Here is a 15956-nt window from a genome sequence, read left to right on the forward strand (position 1 = left end):
GTGAGGGGAGCCTCCGCCCACCAGGTCCACGATGCAGGCGCGCACGTGCAGCGCCTGGTGGAACCAGATGGTGCCTTCCAGGAGCCAACCGAGGTCATACAGGACGCTGCTGTTGAAGTATTGGTGTACGAGCAGTGCGACCGCACCGGATCCGTCATGTGCGGTGTGTCCTCGGTTCCGAGGGCTGGTGCTGAGGCCACTTCGATCAGACGGGTACGTGTCCTGCGGTGAGGCCGCTATCGTCACCAGATGTCTGATGCCACGGAAAAGTTCGACGCCGCCATGTCCGCCTGGAGGGAGTGGCAGGAGGCTCCTTGGGGTCGGCTGCGCTACACGATCGCCGAGGCGAATCTTGTCCGGCACTTCGACGGGCCGGCCGACGCGCCCCTGCGTGTTCTCGACTTGGCGGGCGGAGACGGCGGCGACGCCCTGCGCCTGGCTGCGCGGGGCCATCATGTCACGATCGTCGACTACGCACCCGCGATGCTCACCGCGGCAGCAGAGCGGGCTGGTGCGGCCGGGCTGACGGATCTGATCGCCTGTGTCGAGGCGGATGTGAACGCGCTGCCTGCCGAGATCACCGACGGGGAGTTCGACGTGGTGCTGTGCCACAGCCTCCTCCAGTACGTGGACGATGTCCGCCATACACTCGCCGCATCCCTGGCCCCTCTGCGACCAGGCGGCCTGTTCTCGGCGATGGCGATCAACCGGCATTCGGTGCCGCTGACCATTGCCGTCCGTGAAATGGATCTGGCCGCCGCAGTGGCCGCACTCGACACGGACCAGGCACGAACGCAGATGTTCGACTCGGCGCTGACGCTCCGCACGGCCGAGGAGATTGCCCGTCACCTGTCCGACCTGGGCTGCCAGGACCCGCACCATTACGGCATCCGCAGCGTCTGCGACTACATCATCGACGATGCTCGTAAGCGCGACCCCGCGTTCTACGAGGACCTTGAACGCCTCGAACTCGCCCTGACGGACCGCCACCCCTATATGCACACTGCCCGCCTCTTCCAACTGGTTGGCCGGAAGCACGAGTGATGCCCGGCCACGCGACATGTGCCCTCAACGCGCCGGACAGACATCTGACGACGCCTCGTACTTCGGCGACCCAAGCCCCTTCACGTGCGTCCACGGGCGTGTACCGGGGAGAAGGGAACGGCGAGGCGTTTGACCTCGTGAAGGGTGGGGACGGTGTCGATGCTGTGGATGCCTGGCAGGGCGCCGAGGTCCTGGTCGATGTAGGTGTAGAGGTCGGCCGGCGTGCGGAAGATGCCGTTGGCGACCAGGTTGGCGGAGCCGGTGACGGCGGCGGCGAAAGCGATGTCGGGGTGGGCGGCAACGGTTTCGCCGACGCTCCGCAGGTGGGCGGGGGCCACCGTCAGCCACAGCTGGGTGCTCATGTGGTGGCCGAGCAGTTGGGGTTCGAAGTCGACGAAGAGGTTGAGTGCGCCGTGGTGGCGCAGGCGGTCGAGGTGACGCTGGATGCTGGAGGGTGAGCGAGCGGCGGCCTTGCTCAGCACCGGCAGGGTGGCCCGGCCGTCGCGGGCGAGTTCGGCGAACAGGGCCTGGTCGGTGACATCAAGGCGGAGCGGGAAGTCGCTGTCGGGGGAGGCTGTCGCAGGGGCGGCGGTGCGGAAGCGGGTGGCGTGCCAGGTGCTGCTGGCGCCTTTGAAGATTTGCAACATGCAGTGGGCACTGACGGACATGAGGTTCGGGGTGCGCGGGAGCGCTGTCAGCAGCAGGGCGTTGCGTTCGTCCGCGGTGCGGGCGTCGATGGCGCAGTAGACCTCGGTGCCGCTGGCGGCGAGGGTGACCCAGCTGGTGTCGGGGCGGCGGGCGAGGCTGGCGGCGAGGGGGCCGGCCGCGGTGGGAGCGCAGCGCAGGCGCAGCAGCCAGCGGGTGTGCCCCAGTCGAACCGGACTGGGCCGGCCGACGATCCGCAGACCGAGGCCGCGCAGGCGGCGGTAGCGGCGGGCGGCGGTGTGCTCGGACACGCCCAGGGTGCGGGCGATCCGGCTGAAAGGGGCCCGCCCGTCGAGCTGGAGGGCGTGCAGCAGGCGCTGGTCGAGATCGTCCGGGCTGCCGGAATCCACCGCGCTCCCCCGTTCCGTCGCCGGTTCTTCCCGTATCCGAGCGTACGGCTTCCAGCCGGGAAGCAAGCGGCGGAAGGTGACCGGGAGCGGCCGGACCACCCGGCCTTCGGCCTCCGCGCTCCCGTGCGGGGAAAGGAGCACCTTGCCATGCACCGTCCGGCCGTTGCCGTCATCGATCTCACCTGGTGGTCCGAGGGCCGTGGCGCCCGGGACCGGCTCGCGGCCACCGTCGACCGTTCCTTGCAGACCAGCGGGTTCCTCCTCGTCCGCGGCCACGGCCTCGACCCGCAGCTGCCTGAGCGGCTGAGGGCGGCGGCCCGCGCGTTCTTCGCGCTGCCCGGGGAGGTCAAAGCCCGCCATGCCCGGCAGGACATCCGGTCCGGCTGGTTCGGCCGCGACCAGGTGACCACGGCGGCGTCCGAGGGCACCATGACTCCGCCCGATCTGAAGGAGTCATGGGCAGCCGGGTTCGAGTCCAGCACCGACCCCGCCCACGCGGACCTGCTGCCCTCCCACTGGCCGGCCCAAGTACCGCTTCTGCGTACGTACGTGACGGAGTTCGCCGACCGTATGCGCGCGTTGTCCGACACGCTGTTGCAGGTCATGGCCACCGCGTTGGGCGAGCCCGAGGACTTCTTCACTCGGCACACCACGCGCCCGAACGGAAACGTCCTGATCAACTGGTACCCGGCCAGTCACACCACCGGGCCCGCCGCGCCCGGTCAGTTCCGCATCGGACCGCACACCGACTTCGGGCTCCTGACCCTGCTGGACCGGCAGAACGGCAGAGGAGGGCTGCAGATCCATGACGATGTGGCCGGCTGGCAGGACGCACCGTGGGAGCCGGGCGCCCTCACACTCAACATCGGCGACCTGATGCAGCGCTGGAGCGGCGACCGCTGGCGCTCCGGGCGCCACCGTGTCCTGCCGCCGCCCGTCGAGGCCCCGGCCGAGGAACTGACCTCCCTGGTCTACTTCCACGCCTGCGCCCCCGACACTCCGATCACCTCGCTGGCCGCGCCCGTCGGACGCAGACAGTACGAAACGGTGCGGGCCGGTGACTGGATCCGCGACAAGTTACGGGCCATCAGCTCCTGATGACCGTACCCACGCCGGCGGCGTTTCCTGCCCGGCAGGCGGCCCGCAGAGATCCGTACGTGCAGTGGACGTTCGAACGGGGCACACCGCTGCTCGGCCGATTGCTGTCGTAACGAAGAATTTTCCCCTGCGCAGCAGTCCCGACAAGACCAAGGCCGGTCGATTTCGAGAAGCGCGCCTCGCTCGGGTCCGGTGCGCCGTACGGTCGCCCCACGGTAGCGGCCGGGCGGTGGCGCCAGGTCAGGCAGGGAGGTCCGAGGATGGTCAATCCGCGTACGTATCCGCTGTGGCGTGATCTCGCGATGCGTGAGGACCTCCCCAAGGAAGCCCTCAAGACGGTGGTCGAGGCACTGTGCACCCCGGCGAGGCGTCCGTACGGGTTTGATTCCCGGACTGATCGGTGGCGGGAGGAAGCTCTCAAGGCCGCGCTGCCCGCGCTGCTGGCCCGGACCTCGGCCAAACGGCTGCGGAACCGGCTCCTGGCGCAGGCCGACGAGAAGACGCTGTCCGCCCTGGCTGTCGAAGGCACGGTGTCCGCCGCCGATCTGCCCGCCGTTCTCCGCACCCGAGGTGCCTGGGCCGGGCTGGTCTGCGGTCTGGCACAACACCCTGACCAGGTCGAGGCAGCGGTCGCTCTTCTGCCCCGCCTTCCCAGCCACGAGGTGGAGCGGGTCGTCCGAGACTGGGATCCCGGCCTCAGCGTCCGCGCCGGAGGGACCACGCCGGCTCCGCCCCTGCCGCAGGCACTGTTCGACGCCGTACTGGAAGCCTGTCTGACTCCGCTCGCCGCGTACCTGCTTCTCCCCCACCTCGAAGAGGGCTGGGAAGCTGTGTCCGTGTTCTCGAAGGACTGGTCACTGGAGCTGGGAAGCCACCAAGCCTGGGCGATGCTGGCCAGGTGCCCCGAGCGGTGGGCGGAGCTCGTCGCACACCCCACACTCGGGACTGCCGTGCAGCACATGTTGCTGGACCAGGCCGAGATCCGCGCTCAGGAAGACGCCCGGAGCCGCGCCGCAGACACCGACCCGGCCGGCGAAGAACTTCCCGGCGCTCCCCCGGCCCCCGCCCCCGCCCTCAGCGAGGACCTGCTGCTGGCCTGTCTCCCGGCCCTGTGCCTCCCCGAGCTGGCCGAGCTGCCCAGCCCGCATCTGACGGCACGCAAGACGCTGCACCACATCGCCCACCGCGTCCACAACAACCCACGCCTGTCCGACCTCGCCGCTGCGCAGTTGCATGCGGCCGCCGACGCACTCGTGACTCGCGGCCAACTGCTCAGCCTTCCCCAGAAGCAAGCCGACGACCACGGGTCCGACGGCCACATTCTGCCCCTCGCTCAGGACCTGGCCCTGCTCAGCGCCAACCCCGACCACCTCGCGGGAGCCTGCGCTCGGCTCGCTTCCCTGGATCAACCGGCCGTCGTCTCCCCCACACCGAACCCCACCCTGATCCGCGTCTTCGACAGTGCCGGTCCCGACCACGACCGACCGGCCAAGCTCCTGGAACGCCACTCGGAACACCGCAGAGTCCAGGCCCTGGCCGCCCTCGCCGCCAACCCGCACGCGCCGCACGCCGCCGTCACCGACGCCCTCCACGCGCTGCATCCCGCCGAGCTGGCCTGGATCGCCGAGAATGCCGAAGGCCCCGACTGGTTCCTCGGTGCGGCGGCCGCCGTCCCGGCCGCCGAGGCCGAAGACGACGGCCTTGTCAACGCCGTTGCGCGCTGAATGGGTACTCACTCAGGTGTTGGCCACCAGCTCGGTCATGGTGAGCAGGACCCGGAAGTACTGGAACGCTTCGGGGAAGCCCGCCGGGTAGCCCAGCCTGGCCAGGTGCCGACGCAGTGCGGGCGCCCCCTCGGTGACGACGCGCCGACGGACGGCATCGAGGCTTCCGTGTGCGAGGTACGTCGAGACGCATCCGGCCAGCCACGTGTCCAGCTCGGCCAGGACGCTCTTGTCCGTGCGGGGAATGTCGGGGAACGGTTCGTGGGCGAAGTCGGTCCACAACCGCCTGACCTCGCCGACCATCGCGTGCTTGCCCTGAGGGCCCGCCCACCGGGGTCCGTACACGTAACGTACCTGCGGCCGCGGCGGAGTGCACCGGTGCCTGGCCTTCTCCGCGCGGCGGTGCTCGGCGAACGCCTCGGTCTCCCGAATCCGTACGGTCCGGCTGGCTTCCAACATCTCCAGGGCACGCAGAGGCGAGGGCGCCGTCGAGATTGGCCTCGGCGTAGCTGCCACTCCTCAACGAAGCAGTGCGGACGGATTTCACACACAGCGTCACACCAAGGAGTGGGCCAGCTCGCGAAAGCGCCGCAGGAGCGGGTCGCTCGTGCGGCGGGTCGGCCACAGCAGGTGAAGGGCGACTCGCGGGGCGTGGCGCAGGGGCAGGTAGGTGACACGGGCGTGGGTGTGGGCCCGGGCGGCTGAGGTCGTGGTGGAGCCGATGCCACGGCCAGCGGCGATGATGGCGAGCCATTCGTCGTAACTACCGCATTCGACCACCTGGGCAGGCTGCTTCTCCGGCGGCCAGTCATCCGGGCTCGTCGCTCCACTGACGGTGTTGACGACCAGGGGGTGCGCGGACAGCTCCGACCAGTCCAGCTCGTCGCCGGTGGTGAGTGGCGAGCCGGCGGCGACTGCGGCCAGCCGGTCCTCTTCGAACAGCAGCGTGCCGGTGACGCCGGAGGCATGGACGTCGCCGCGTACCAGTGCGGCATCGACATCGCCCGAGTGCAGGGCGGCGACGATGTCGTCACGCCGCAGGAGGGTCGCCCTCGCGCCTGTGGCGGTTTCGAACGCAGCCAGCAGGTCGCTGGTCCACGGGTCGGGCAAGGCCCACTGGAAGCCGATCCGCAGCCCCGCATGCCCACCCGCGGCGGCCAGGGCCGCGTCGAGGTCGCGCAGTACACCGCGCATGCGCTCGCACAACTCGCCTCCCGTTTCGGTGAGTTCGACGCCGTGCGGTGTGCGGTCCAGCAACCGTGCCCCGACCGTCTCCTCCAGTTGCCGGACGGTACGGGACAGCGCCGGCTGAGTGATCAGCAGCTCGCGGCTCGCGGCCGTGAACGTACGCCGTTCCGCGACCGTGACGAACGCGCGCAGGTGCCGCAGTTCTACCTCCATGTCCCGCAGCCTAAGGGGCTTTCAGCCGCTATGCCCAGTGCGCATGGCCAGGCTGGGACAGGCATTTCCCTCGCGCGTCCCGTCTTCCTACCGTGGCAAGGGCGACAGATGACCGACCAGGAGAGGACGGGATGCGGCATGACGTCATTCACCGGCTGGATCGTGCGGGACACGGCGGACGGGCCACGCGCGACGTTCGACCAGCTCGAAACCGAGATGCTGGATGATCTCGACACGAGCGTGCGGGTGCACTACTCCAGCATCAACTACAAGGACGCTCTCGCCCTGCAAGGCAGGCCCGGCGTGGTCCGCCGCCGCCCGCTCGTGGCCGGCATCGACGTCACCGGGGAAGTACTCGCCTCCCGGCACCCCCGTTGGCGGGAAGGCGACCTGGTGACCCTGGACGGTGCCGGGCTCGGTGAAGAACTGCACGGCGGGCTCGCCGACCTTGCCGTGGTCAACGGCGACGACCTCGTCCGCGTACCCGACCCGTTCAGCCCGCGGCAGGCGGCGGCGATCGGCACGGCCGGGTTCACCGCGGCTCTGAGCCTGCTCGCACTCGAACGGCACGGTGTGGGCCCCGGGAACGGACCGGTGCTGGTGACCGGCGCCGGTGGCGGTGTCGGCTCGATCGCCGTCGCGTTGCTCGCCGGAGCAGGTTACGAGGTCATCGCCGCCACCGGACGCCCTGACGCGCTCGGCGGCCGTCTCACGGCGCTGGGAGCCGGCCGCGTCGTCGACCGGACGGAGCTCACCTCGGCCGGCCGGCCCCTGGGCAAGCAGCGCTGGGCGGGCGCGGTCGACGCGGCCGGTGGGAGCGTCCTCTCCGGGGCGCTGGCCGGCCTCCAGCACTCCGGTGTCGCCACCACCTGCGGACTCGCCGCGGGCGCCGAGTACCCCGGCAATGTCCTGCCGTTCATTCTGCGCGGCATCTCCCTGGTCGGGATCGATTCGGTCCGCACCCCCGTCAGCCGTCGCGAAGCGGCCTGGCAGTGCCTTGCGCGCCACCTGCGCCCCGCGCTTCTCGACACCATCACCCGCGTCGTACCGCTCGCCGACGCCCAGGACGCGGCAGCCGAACTCCTCGCCGGGAACGGCACCGGCCGCATCGTGGTCGACGCGATCCAACAGGCCTGAAAACGCCGGCAAGGGAAGAAAGAATGAGTACCACACCCAGGAAAGCAGGCGCGTTCGACGAACTCATGGCGCTGCGCGCCGGCCCCCGACCGGCCGCCGGCGAGGTCACGATCACCGGGTCTGACCCGCTCTTCGCCTCGCCCTTCCGGATCGACGGGACGCTCGCCGACGCACTGGCGGCCCGCGCGGTCGCGGCCAACGATCTCTGGGAGTCGCGCACCGGCCGCCGCCAGCGGATCGCGGTCGACGTGCGCGCCGCGGCCGCGACGGCCCTCGGAGGTGAGGACATGACGCTCGTCCGCGGCGCCGACGGCGGGTACCGGCCCGCGCCGCTGTCACCCGACGTCGAGCACATGGTCTCGCTCACCCAGCCTTGGCGGACCGCCGACGACCGCTGGTTCCTGCCGCACTTCAACCTTCCGCACCTTGAACGGCGGGTGCTGGAGGTCCTGCACTGCGAACCCACGCCCGAGTCGGTGCGGGCCGCGGTCGGCAGGTGGAAGGCGGACGATCTCGAAGAGGCGGTCGCCGCCGCCGAGGCGTGCGGCGGGGTGGTGCGCACGCCGGAGGAATGGCTGGCGCACCCGCACGGCGTCCACCTCGCCGCACGGCCGGTCGTGGAGATCACCAAGATCGGCGACAGCGCCCCCGAGCCACTGCCCGGCGGCGCTCGTGTCTCCGAGCCGCTGTCCGGAGTCCGGGTGCTCGACCTGACCCGGATCCTCGCAGGCCCGACGGCCGCACTCAGTCTGGCCGAGCACGGAGCGGACGTACTGATGGTGACGGCACCGCAGCTGCCTCAGGTGCCGCCCTTCGTGCGCGACACCAGCCACGGCAAGCGCAGTACCCACCTGGATTACACCAAGGCGGAGGAAGCGGCCCGGCTGCGCGCACTGGCCGCCGGCGCCGATGTCTTCGTGGAGGGCTATCGCCCCCACCGCATGGAGGCACACGGGTTCGGTCCCGACGCTCTCGCGGCACTCCGTCCCGGGCTGGTGTATGTGAGCGTCAACTGCTTCGGTTCGGGCGGCCCTTTCGGGACGCGTGCGGGCTGGGACCAGGTCGCCCAGGCCGTCACCGGAGCATGCGCCGTCCAGGGCGATGCGACGAACCACGGCCGGCCGCAGCTGACGCCGGTATACCTCTGCGACTTCCTCACCGGGTACCTGGCCGGCTACGGTGCCCTGCTCGCCCTCGCCCGGCGCACGCGCGAAGGCGGCTCGTATCACGTGCAGGTCTCGCTCTGCCAGTCCGCGACCCTCCTGCAACGCCAGGGCCTGATCGACGACTTCACCGGAGCCCCGGGTCGCCTGACCGCCGACGAGTTCGAGCGTTACGCCGTAACCGACGACGGCACTGTCTACGGGGCTCTCAAGAGTCTCGGCCCCGTCATCCGGATGAGCGAAACCACACCACGCTGGTCGAAGCCCACTCCTCGGCTCGGCAGCTCCCGCCCCGTGTGGTTGCCACGTTGAGAGAGCCACCGAGGAAGTACGGGGGCGAGGGTGGTCGAAGGCTGTCTGTGAGCTGCGGGTGGTCCGGATGACGCGACAGGTTGGCTGGTGGCCGTACCCGGAATTGCAGGGGCGTGCCACCGGCCAGCCCTTCGTTGCTCCGGCCGCTTACCGGGCTTCTTGCCCCTGCCGGTCCGGCTCCCCCGGCCCGGTCAGCCGTACAACGCCACGCGGAACAGGGCCGCAAGCGCGTGATCGATGGGGTGGGGCTGCGGCTTGCCGGAGGAGTCGAGCCTGTTCCACCTCTGCATGTTCACCGCCACCGCCATCTGCCGCTTGCCGTCGGCACGGGTCATGGCCAGCGCTCCACCGCCCCAGACCGTGCCGCCGTGCCCCCAGAAGGTGCCTTGTCCGGGCCCCTCCATCGGGTGCAGGCCGAGGCCGTAGTCGATCGTCCGTCCCTCTTGGGAGATGATCGGGACCGTACGTTGCATCTCCGCCAGCGCCGACAGGCTGACGACCGCCCCGGTCAGCAGCATGCCGAAGAAGCGGTTGAGGTCCGCGACGGTGGATGTCAGCGAGGCCGCCGGCCCCACCCATGACATGTCGTAGACGCTGTAGTCGCGCGGCGGGTCGATCATGCCGAACCATGCCTCGTAGAGCCGCGAGTGCGGTCCCTCGACGTACGGTCCGGCGGGGAACCCGGTGTTCCGTAGCCCGGCGCGCTCGATGACGTTCCGGGTGATGTACCGCTCGGCCGTGGTGCCGGTCACCTCTTCCAGAAGTTGGACGAGGAGCAGGTAGTTGGTGTTGGAATACACCCCCGACGGACCGGCCGGGGCGCCGACGGCAGGTGCGGTGACCCCCATCCCGATCAGGTCGACCGGGTCGAACCGTGTGAAGCGGTGGTCGTCCAGACTCTGCGGTCCGGTGTCCCCGAGGGCGGGGAACGCCTTGAGGGAGGGGTAGGCGTACGGAAGGTACTCGGCGAGGCCGCTGGTGTGGTTCAGCAGCATCCGGACCGTGATCGCGTCACCGCGTTGGCCGGGGACGAGCTTCGGAAGGTATCGGCCGATCGGCGTGTCGAGACCGACCTGGCCGCTGTCGACCAGTTGCAGGACCGCGGCGGCGGTGAAGGGCTTGGTGATGCTGCCGACACGGTGCCGCATGCCGGCGGTGACGGGGCGGCCGGTGCCGACGTCGGCGACCCCGGCGGCGCCGCGCCAGACCTGGTCGCCGTCTCGCACCTCGGCGAACAGGCCCGGTATCCCGGCGCGGTGGACATTCTCCAAGGCGGCGCTCAGCATCGCCGGGTCCAGTGGGTTCTTCACGTCATGCGTCCTTTCGCGTTCCCAGGCGCGAGCGCCGTGACGGTCGCCCGGCCCTGGGCAGCAGGGCACGAGTGGTATGCCGGCTCGCCCGGCATCCTCTTGTCCTCATTATGCACGCGGTGCGTGCAACACCAAGTGCACAGCTAGCATGAGACCCGGCGAGAGGAGCAAGATGACAGCCCGAAGGCGCTGGTCGACCGAAGAGATCCTGGACGCGGCAGCGGAACTGTTGCGCACGAGCGACGCCGAGTCGTTCAGCGTGCGCAAGCTGGCCGCGGCCCTAGGGACCGACTCCTCCAGCCTCTACCGGCACTTCCGCAGCAAGACCGAACTGCTGCGTGCGGTCGCCGACCGGATCCTCCTGGCCGCGATGGACAGCTACCGCCCCGAGGGCGACTGGAAACAGCGCATCATGTCGCTGGCCCAGCGGGTGAGAGAGGCCTTCGGACAGCAGCCCCAGCTCGCCGCGGTCTGGGGACGCCACGCGTCGAGCGGCACCGGCTCCCGGCTGGTCATGGAAGAAATACTGCAGGCCCTGCGCGCGTCGGGACTGCCCGACGAGGAGATTCCGACGCGGTACCACCGGATCGCGGTCCTCCTCGCCGCGCTGATCGCCGCCGAGGCCGGAGTCAGCGCCATCACCCCCGAAGAGTACGAACAGGGCATGGAGCTCTTCCGCGTCGCGGTCCTCGGCGCCGACCCCGGACGCTTCCCCGCCCTGTCGCACTTCGCCCGCGACGTCCGCCCCCTCGGTGCAGACCGCCACGCGGCGTTCGAGGAGATCCTCGCCACCCAACTCGCCCACATCGAGACCGCGATGCGCTCGCGCTGAGCGACCGGTTCGGAGGGCCGGCCCCGTAGGGGCGGGGTCCTCGCGGCAAGGCAGGCCCGGCTGCGGGTGAGTGCTCAGGGCCGGGCAGGCCGCCGACGCCACGATTGCCGATCACGTGCTGGACAGGCGAAGGGCTCCGGACCAGCTCTCGCACCGGACGCGGCCGGAGCCGAAGGTGATCTCCAACGCGAGCCGCCCGCTGCGTGGGTCCCCTTCTTCGCTGACGGCCAGGACCGTGCCGCCAAGGTGAGCGGCGAACGGGGTCTCGCCGCTGATCGGTGCCACCTCGACGCGGCCCGACTCCGCCATGTCGTACCCCGCGACGGGAGCCGACGTCTCCACGGTCAGGCACCAGTCCGAACCAGTCGTGACGTGCGTGGCGACCGCCTCGCTGTCGATCAGCCACACGTCCAGCGGTCCGGACGGGGCCTCCTCGCCGTACCGGTGCCACGAGGCGACCACCTGCTCAAGCCGCCGCCCGACCAAGTGATCAGGACGTACGCCGGCTCCGTGCAACGGACACTCGCTCACTCTCTTCGCCTCCACCCGACGACCGTACCGTCAGGCAAACCCCCAGCTCACGCACTTATTCGGGGCACGCCTCAGTCGGCGTCGTGAGTGGCGGGGAGGTGCAGGGTAAAGGTGGTGCCGGGGTCGGGGTGGTGGGTGTGGGCGGTGAGGGTGCCGTGGTGGCGCTGGGCGATGTCGCGGGCGACGGCCAAGCCCAGGCCGCTGCCGCCGGTGTCGCGGCCGCGGGCCTCGTCGAGGCGGGTGAAGCGTTCGAAGACCCGTTCCAGGTCTTCGGGGGCGAGTGGGGTGCCGTCGTTGTGCACGGAGATGTCCCACCCGGGTCCGCGCCGGGTGACGGTGAGGGTGACGTGGTGGGTGGCGTGCCGGTGGGCGTTGTCGAGGAGGTTGCGCAGGAGCCGGTGGGTGGCTGTGAGAGCGTCGTGGACGGCGTCGGTGCGGTGTGCGGGGTGGACGAGGGCGACTTCTCGCTGAGCGTGCAGGGCCGTGAGGGGAGAGCGGAGTTCGTGGGAGGCGTCGGCGACGAAACGGCGCTGCCGTTCGGCGGCTTCTTCGAGGTGGTTCAAGGTCGTATTGGTGGTCTCGGCCAGCGCGCGGATCCGGTGGCGGGCCACGAGGACGGGGACCCGCCGGTGCAGATCGGTGGTGTCGGTGATGTCCGCCACCTGCGCCCGGATGGCCTCGACGGGTCTGAGGGAACGGCGGGTGGTGAGCCAGGCGGTGGCCGCCACGATCAGGGACGCTGCCGGGTCGCCGGCCTTCAGGGGAACGTCGGGGGTGGCGACCGCCGCATCGGCGTCTTCGGGCGGGACCAGGTGGTAGACCGTGCGCCGGCACCTGCCGGGCGCATCGGCCGGGTCCGTACAGCGGTGGTCGGGGAGGGTGTAACGGGCGGCGACCGCGGTCAGATCCCGGTGGAGCAGGCGTTCGATGCGCTGGCGGACCTGCTCCCGGGCATGGCTCTGGTCCGTGGTCGCCTCGGTCGCCGTGGGTGGTGTGGGCCTGCACCGCGGCGAGTTGGGCGGTCTGCCTGAGGGTCTCGTCGTTGTCCACGGCGTACCCCTCGGCGATCAGCCCCCGTCGGAGGGCGGGGCCGACCTGGGGATCGTCCTCCACGAGCAGGATGCGGCGCATGCCTATAAGCCTGGCACACCGTTCGTTCTGGTTTCTTAAGGAAACTTCAGCTTCCCGGTAGGCCGGAAGCCGGTTCCGGATCTTCAGGTTTTCTTCGGGTCGGTGTGCGCAGAATGCGGCCGTCCAGCCCTTCCGGTACCGCACCGGGAAGCACCGCTGCGCGTGCTGCTGCCGTTCCGCCTGCCATGCCCGGGCGGGAGGGAAGGTGGCCCGACCGGCCCGTCGGTGCCACCCGGTCATTTCGAGTGCACTGCCGACAAGAGCTTCTTTCGTGCCGGGCCACCTCGTCTTCTCCTCGCACGGCCAGGACGGATACGGCCGAATTGAACTCACGTTGCTTTTAAGGTTGAACGACTCATGCACATCGTTTTTCTCATTCACAACGCTTACGGCATCGGAGGCACGATTCGAGCCACGTACAATCTGGCTTCGGTTCTGGCCGAGCAGCATGACGTGGAAATCGTCTCGGTGTTCCGGCACCGCGATGTTCCGGTCATGGGTGTTCCGGCGAAAGTGGGGCTCACCCCGCTCGTGGATCTGCGTGCCGCGTCTGCCGATTTCGAGGGCGACGACCCCCGTCATGCGGAGCCGGCGAGGATCTTCCCGCGCACGGACGGACGGCACAGGCAGTACAGCCGTCTCACGGACTCCCGTATCGGTCACTGTCTGTCGCGGCTGGAGGCCGACGTGATCGTCGGTACCAGGCCTGGCCTCAACGCACACATCGCGCGCCAGGCCCGCCCGGCCGGTGTCCGCGTGGGGCAGGAGCACCTGACCTTTTCGGGGCATGGTTTCCGGTTGCGGCACGAGATACGCCATCGCTATCAGTTGCTGGACGCCATCACCACCGTTTCCGAATGCGACGCCCGGTCGTATCGGCAGCTCGATCTGCCGGGGGTACGGGTGGAGGCGATACCGAACAGCGTTCCCCGGACGTCCGTCGCGTCGGCTGACGGTAGCGGCAAGGTCATCGTCGCCGCGGGACGACTGATCCCGCTCAAACGGTACGACGTTCTGGTGAAGGCCTTCGCCGAGGTGGCCGAGACATACCCGGACTGGCGTCTCCGTATCTTCGGCGAGGGTGACACCACGGGCGACGAGAAGGATGCGCTCACCCATCTGATCGATGAACTCGGACTGGGTGAGCATACGCAGCTCATGGGCAAGGTCGATCCGCTGGAACCGGAATGGGTGAAAGGTTCGATCGCCGCCTCCGCTTCTGATCGCGAGTCGTTCGGCATGACCATCGTCGAGGCGATGCGGTGTGGTCTGCCCGTGGTCTCCACGGACTGCCCTGTGGGGCCTCGTGAAATCGTCAAGGACGGTGTCGACGGTTACCTGGTGCCGCCCGGCCAGGTCGACGCCATGGCCAAGGCACTGCTGAAGCTCGTGGGCGACGACCATCTGCGGCGGAGGATGGGTGAGGCGGCGCTGAAGAACTCCGCTCGCTTCGATCCCTCGCTGATAGCTGAGCGGCACCAGGATCTCTATCAGGATCTGCTGCGGCGCGGCCCTGGACGTCGTTCGATCGGCTTCGGGCGGGAGGCTGGATTTCGCGCACGCACTCACGCCATGGACACCGCGCACGCCGTGCGGGCCGCTACGCGTTCCATGGCGGGCAAGTTCGGTCGTTTCAGGTAGCTCCAGGGCGAGCGCGCGGTTGCGGGTCTGGGGCGTCCCGCGATGAATGACGGATGCGCCTACGGCCCGTGGGCCGTGGGAGCGCGACCTGGCCTTCGACGCAGAGTGCTTCGGTGTCGAAGCCCGCGAGGTCGTCCACGGCTGGAGCATGCCGGTCGGCTGATACCTGGCAGGTATCACGGCGTACCGGATCGGTCTTGGACGCTCACCACGCATCGTCAACATGTCGAGCACCATGGGTTCCCTGACGTCGCAGACAGGTCCCACCACGAGATGTCTGGCGCACGTCCCCGTAGCCAGGTTGACCTGCTACGGCGTAACGGCGAAGGGCTGGCCTTGACCGTCGGCCTCCCGGTCAAGGCCAGCCTGTCAGAGCCAGCCGGTATCACCCGGCCACGCCGGACATCACCACCGGCTCCAGCAGGGCTTCCAGGCTCTTTCGGGCGATCTGCTTGCGGAACTCCCCTTCGTAGGAAGCGTCCCCGGAGTCGTGCACCGTCTCGGTCACCCAGACCGCGGACGCCTGCCGCTCCCACGTGTGGTTCAGGCAGGTGTCGGAGTAGCTGTCGAGCAGACGGGAATCGTGCTTCTCGACCTGCTGGATCAGCGCGTGGGCGAGCACATCGGCGTCGTGCAGGGCGAGACTCATCCCTTGCGCGCTCATCGGGCAGATGAGGTGCGCGGCGTCCCCGACCAGGTAGAGCCTGCCGTAACTCATGGGGCTGAAGACCACCCCGCGGAGCGGCACGACCTGCTTGCTCGTGATCGGGCCCTTGGGTGCCACGGGCGCACCGAATCGAGCTTCCAACTCGCTCCAGATCCGCTCGTCCGGCCATTGTCCGGTGGTGTCGGTGAGCGGGCACTGGAGGTAGAGACGGCTTGTGTCCGCGCCGCGAGTGATCTGCGCGGCGAAACCGCGGGAGTGCACTGCCAGCACGGCCAGGGGGTCAGCCGGGACCTCCGCCATGGCGGACAGCCAGGCATATCCGAACTCATGGGTGGAGCAGGTGAGGACGTCGGCGGGGATGGCTGTCCTGCTGACGCCGCGGTAGCCGTCGCTGCCGGCGACGAAGTCGCAGCTGACGGTCCGCGTCACGCCGTCGGCGTCCCGGTAGTGGACGAGGGGATGCTCGGTGTCGATGTCGTGGAGTGAGATGTCTTCGGCCTCGAAGCGCAGGTCGCCGCCGTCGCGGAGAAAGACTTTGACGAGATTCCGGACGAGGGTCCGCTGGGGGCAGTACACGCCGTCGTCACCGTCCACGGTGCCGCCCGTCTTCCACTGCCGCTTCTCTCCGTCGATCAGCAGCGGCATACCCGCGTCGGAGGAACCGTGGCTGTGGCCCTCTATGACGTCGCCCAACCCCCACGCGTGCAACACGCGTACCCCGTAGGCGTCGAGAGATCCAGCCCGGTGCCGCTGCTCCACGTATGCGCGGCTGTACTTTTCCAGGACGACGCAATCGATCCCCTTCCGCAAAAGGAAATTCCCCAGCGCCAGTCCGGCGACTCCGCCTCCGACGATGACGACGGCTGTGTCCTTGCCGGTCTTGGTCATGTGGTCTCCAGCTCCTTGCAGA

14 protein-coding genes are annotated in these 15956 nt (G+C 69.5%); 7 read left to right on the top strand and 7 right to left on the bottom strand.

Annotated features, from left to right (window positions below):
- Nucleotides 1-249: 249 nt before the first annotated feature.
- Nucleotides 250-1044 (top strand): class I SAM-dependent methyltransferase, encoded by a 795-nt coding sequence (locus JXZ78_RS00140; RefSeq protein WP_030019688.1) that lies wholly within the window; start codon nt 250-252, stop codon nt 1042-1044.
- An 80-nt stretch (nt 1045-1124) separates the two neighbouring features.
- Here JXZ78_RS00140 and JXZ78_RS00145 read toward each other — a convergent pair whose 3' ends face one another.
- Entirely contained in the window at nt 1125-2099 is a 975-nt protein-coding gene (locus JXZ78_RS00145) for an Lrp/AsnC family transcriptional regulator (RefSeq protein WP_030019689.1), read from the bottom strand.
- Nucleotides 2100-2246: 147 nt separating this feature from the next.
- Here JXZ78_RS00145 and JXZ78_RS00150 point away from each other — a divergent pair, with 147 nt between their 5' ends.
- Nucleotides 2247-3197, top strand: coding sequence for an isopenicillin N synthase family dioxygenase (locus JXZ78_RS00150; RefSeq protein ID WP_030019690.1), 951 nt, complete (start codon nt 2247-2249; stop codon nt 3195-3197).
- Nucleotides 3198-3457: 260 nt separating this feature from the next.
- The gene (locus JXZ78_RS00155; RefSeq protein WP_033037509.1) at nt 3458-4921 is read left to right on the top strand and encodes a hypothetical protein; all 1464 of its coding nucleotides are present in this window, start codon (nt 3458-3460) and stop codon (nt 4919-4921) included.
- A gap of 12 nt (nt 4922-4933) precedes the next feature.
- Here JXZ78_RS00155 and JXZ78_RS00160 read toward each other — a convergent pair whose 3' ends face one another.
- Nucleotides 4934-5266, bottom strand: a complete 333-nt coding sequence (locus tag JXZ78_RS00160; RefSeq protein ID WP_157851549.1) for a hypothetical protein — start codon at nt 5264-5266, stop codon at nt 4934-4936.
- A 210-nt stretch (nt 5267-5476) separates the two neighbouring features.
- Nucleotides 5477-6322, bottom strand: coding sequence for a LysR family transcriptional regulator (locus JXZ78_RS00165; RefSeq protein ID WP_030019693.1), 846 nt, complete (start codon nt 6320-6322; stop codon nt 5477-5479).
- A gap of 138 nt (nt 6323-6460) precedes the next feature.
- Here JXZ78_RS00165 and JXZ78_RS00170 point away from each other — a divergent pair, with 138 nt between their 5' ends.
- Both JXZ78_RS00170 and JXZ78_RS00175 read left to right on the top strand, forming a co-directional pair.
- Nucleotides 6461-7459: an MDR family oxidoreductase gene (locus tag JXZ78_RS00170; RefSeq protein ID WP_030019694.1), complete on the top strand. Its 999-nt coding sequence runs from the start codon at nt 6461-6463 to the stop codon at nt 7457-7459.
- Between the two features lie 23 nt (nt 7460-7482).
- Nucleotides 7483-8934, top strand: coding sequence for a CoA transferase (locus JXZ78_RS00175; protein ID WP_030019695.1), 1452 nt, complete (start codon nt 7483-7485; stop codon nt 8932-8934).
- A 191-nt stretch (nt 8935-9125) separates the two neighbouring features.
- Here JXZ78_RS00175 and JXZ78_RS00180 read toward each other — a convergent pair whose 3' ends face one another.
- Nucleotides 9126-10244, bottom strand: a complete 1119-nt coding sequence (locus JXZ78_RS00180; RefSeq protein WP_030019696.1) for a serine hydrolase domain-containing protein — start codon at nt 10242-10244, stop codon at nt 9126-9128.
- Between the two features lie 172 nt (nt 10245-10416).
- On the opposite strand from JXZ78_RS00180, the gene JXZ78_RS00185 reads away from it, so the two are divergent.
- Nucleotides 10417-11076: a TetR/AcrR family transcriptional regulator gene (locus JXZ78_RS00185; RefSeq protein ID WP_030019697.1), complete on the top strand. Its 660-nt coding sequence runs from the start codon at nt 10417-10419 to the stop codon at nt 11074-11076.
- 111 nt (nt 11077-11187) lie between these two features.
- Here the strand turns inward: JXZ78_RS00185 and JXZ78_RS00190 are convergent, their stop codons facing one another.
- Entirely contained in the window at nt 11188-11622 is a 435-nt protein-coding gene (locus tag JXZ78_RS00190; RefSeq protein WP_030019698.1) for a hypothetical protein, read from the bottom strand.
- A 56-nt stretch (nt 11623-11678) separates the two neighbouring features.
- Entirely contained in the window at nt 11679-12335 is a 657-nt protein-coding gene (locus tag JXZ78_RS00195) for a sensor histidine kinase (RefSeq protein WP_050502385.1), read from the bottom strand.
- Between the two features lie 760 nt (nt 12336-13095).
- On the opposite strand from JXZ78_RS00195, the gene JXZ78_RS00200 reads away from it, so the two are divergent.
- A complete protein-coding gene (locus JXZ78_RS00200) occupies nt 13096-14379 on the top strand; it encodes a glycosyltransferase family 4 protein (RefSeq protein WP_030019701.1) in 1284 nt (427 codons plus the stop codon).
- 385 nt (nt 14380-14764) lie between these two features.
- On the opposite strand, the gene JXZ78_RS00205 is transcribed toward JXZ78_RS00200, so the two are convergent.
- Entirely contained in the window at nt 14765-15934 is a 1170-nt protein-coding gene (locus JXZ78_RS00205; RefSeq protein ID WP_030019702.1) for a 4-hydroxybenzoate 3-monooxygenase, read from the bottom strand.
- Nucleotides 15935-15956 lie beyond the last annotated feature (22 nt).

It is taken from the genome of Streptomyces monomycini (assembly GCF_022271435.1).
GTDB classification, from domain to species: Bacteria; Actinomycetota; Actinomycetes; order Streptomycetales; family Streptomycetaceae; genus Streptomyces; species Streptomyces monomycini.

What these genes read in the sequence shown, in the direction of transcription:
- JXZ78_RS00175 (WP_030019695.1), top strand. Translation starts at nt 7,483, where the DNA reads ATGAGTACCACACCCAGGAAAGCAGGCGCGTTCGACGAACTCATGGCG.
- JXZ78_RS00205 (WP_030019702.1), bottom strand. Translation starts at nt 15,934, where the DNA reads ATGACCAAGACCGGCAAGGACACAGCCGTCGTCATCGTCGGAGGCGGA.
- JXZ78_RS00140 (WP_030019688.1), top strand. Translation starts at nt 250, where the DNA reads ATGTCTGATGCCACGGAAAAGTTCGACGCCGCCATGTCCGCCTGGAGG.
- JXZ78_RS00170 (WP_030019694.1), top strand. Translation starts at nt 6,461, where the DNA reads ATGACGTCATTCACCGGCTGGATCGTGCGGGACACGGCGGACGGGCCA.
- JXZ78_RS00185 (WP_030019697.1), top strand. Translation starts at nt 10,417, where the DNA reads ATGACAGCCCGAAGGCGCTGGTCGACCGAAGAGATCCTGGACGCGGCA.
- JXZ78_RS00150 (WP_030019690.1), top strand. Translation starts at nt 2,247, where the DNA reads ATGCACCGTCCGGCCGTTGCCGTCATCGATCTCACCTGGTGGTCCGAG.
- JXZ78_RS00200 (WP_030019701.1), top strand. Translation starts at nt 13,096, where the DNA reads ATGCACATCGTTTTTCTCATTCACAACGCTTACGGCATCGGAGGCACG.
- JXZ78_RS00165 (WP_030019693.1), bottom strand. Translation starts at nt 6,322, where the DNA reads ATGGAGGTAGAACTGCGGCACCTGCGCGCGTTCGTCACGGTCGCGGAA.
- JXZ78_RS00155 (WP_033037509.1), top strand. Translation starts at nt 3,458, where the DNA reads ATGGTCAATCCGCGTACGTATCCGCTGTGGCGTGATCTCGCGATGCGT.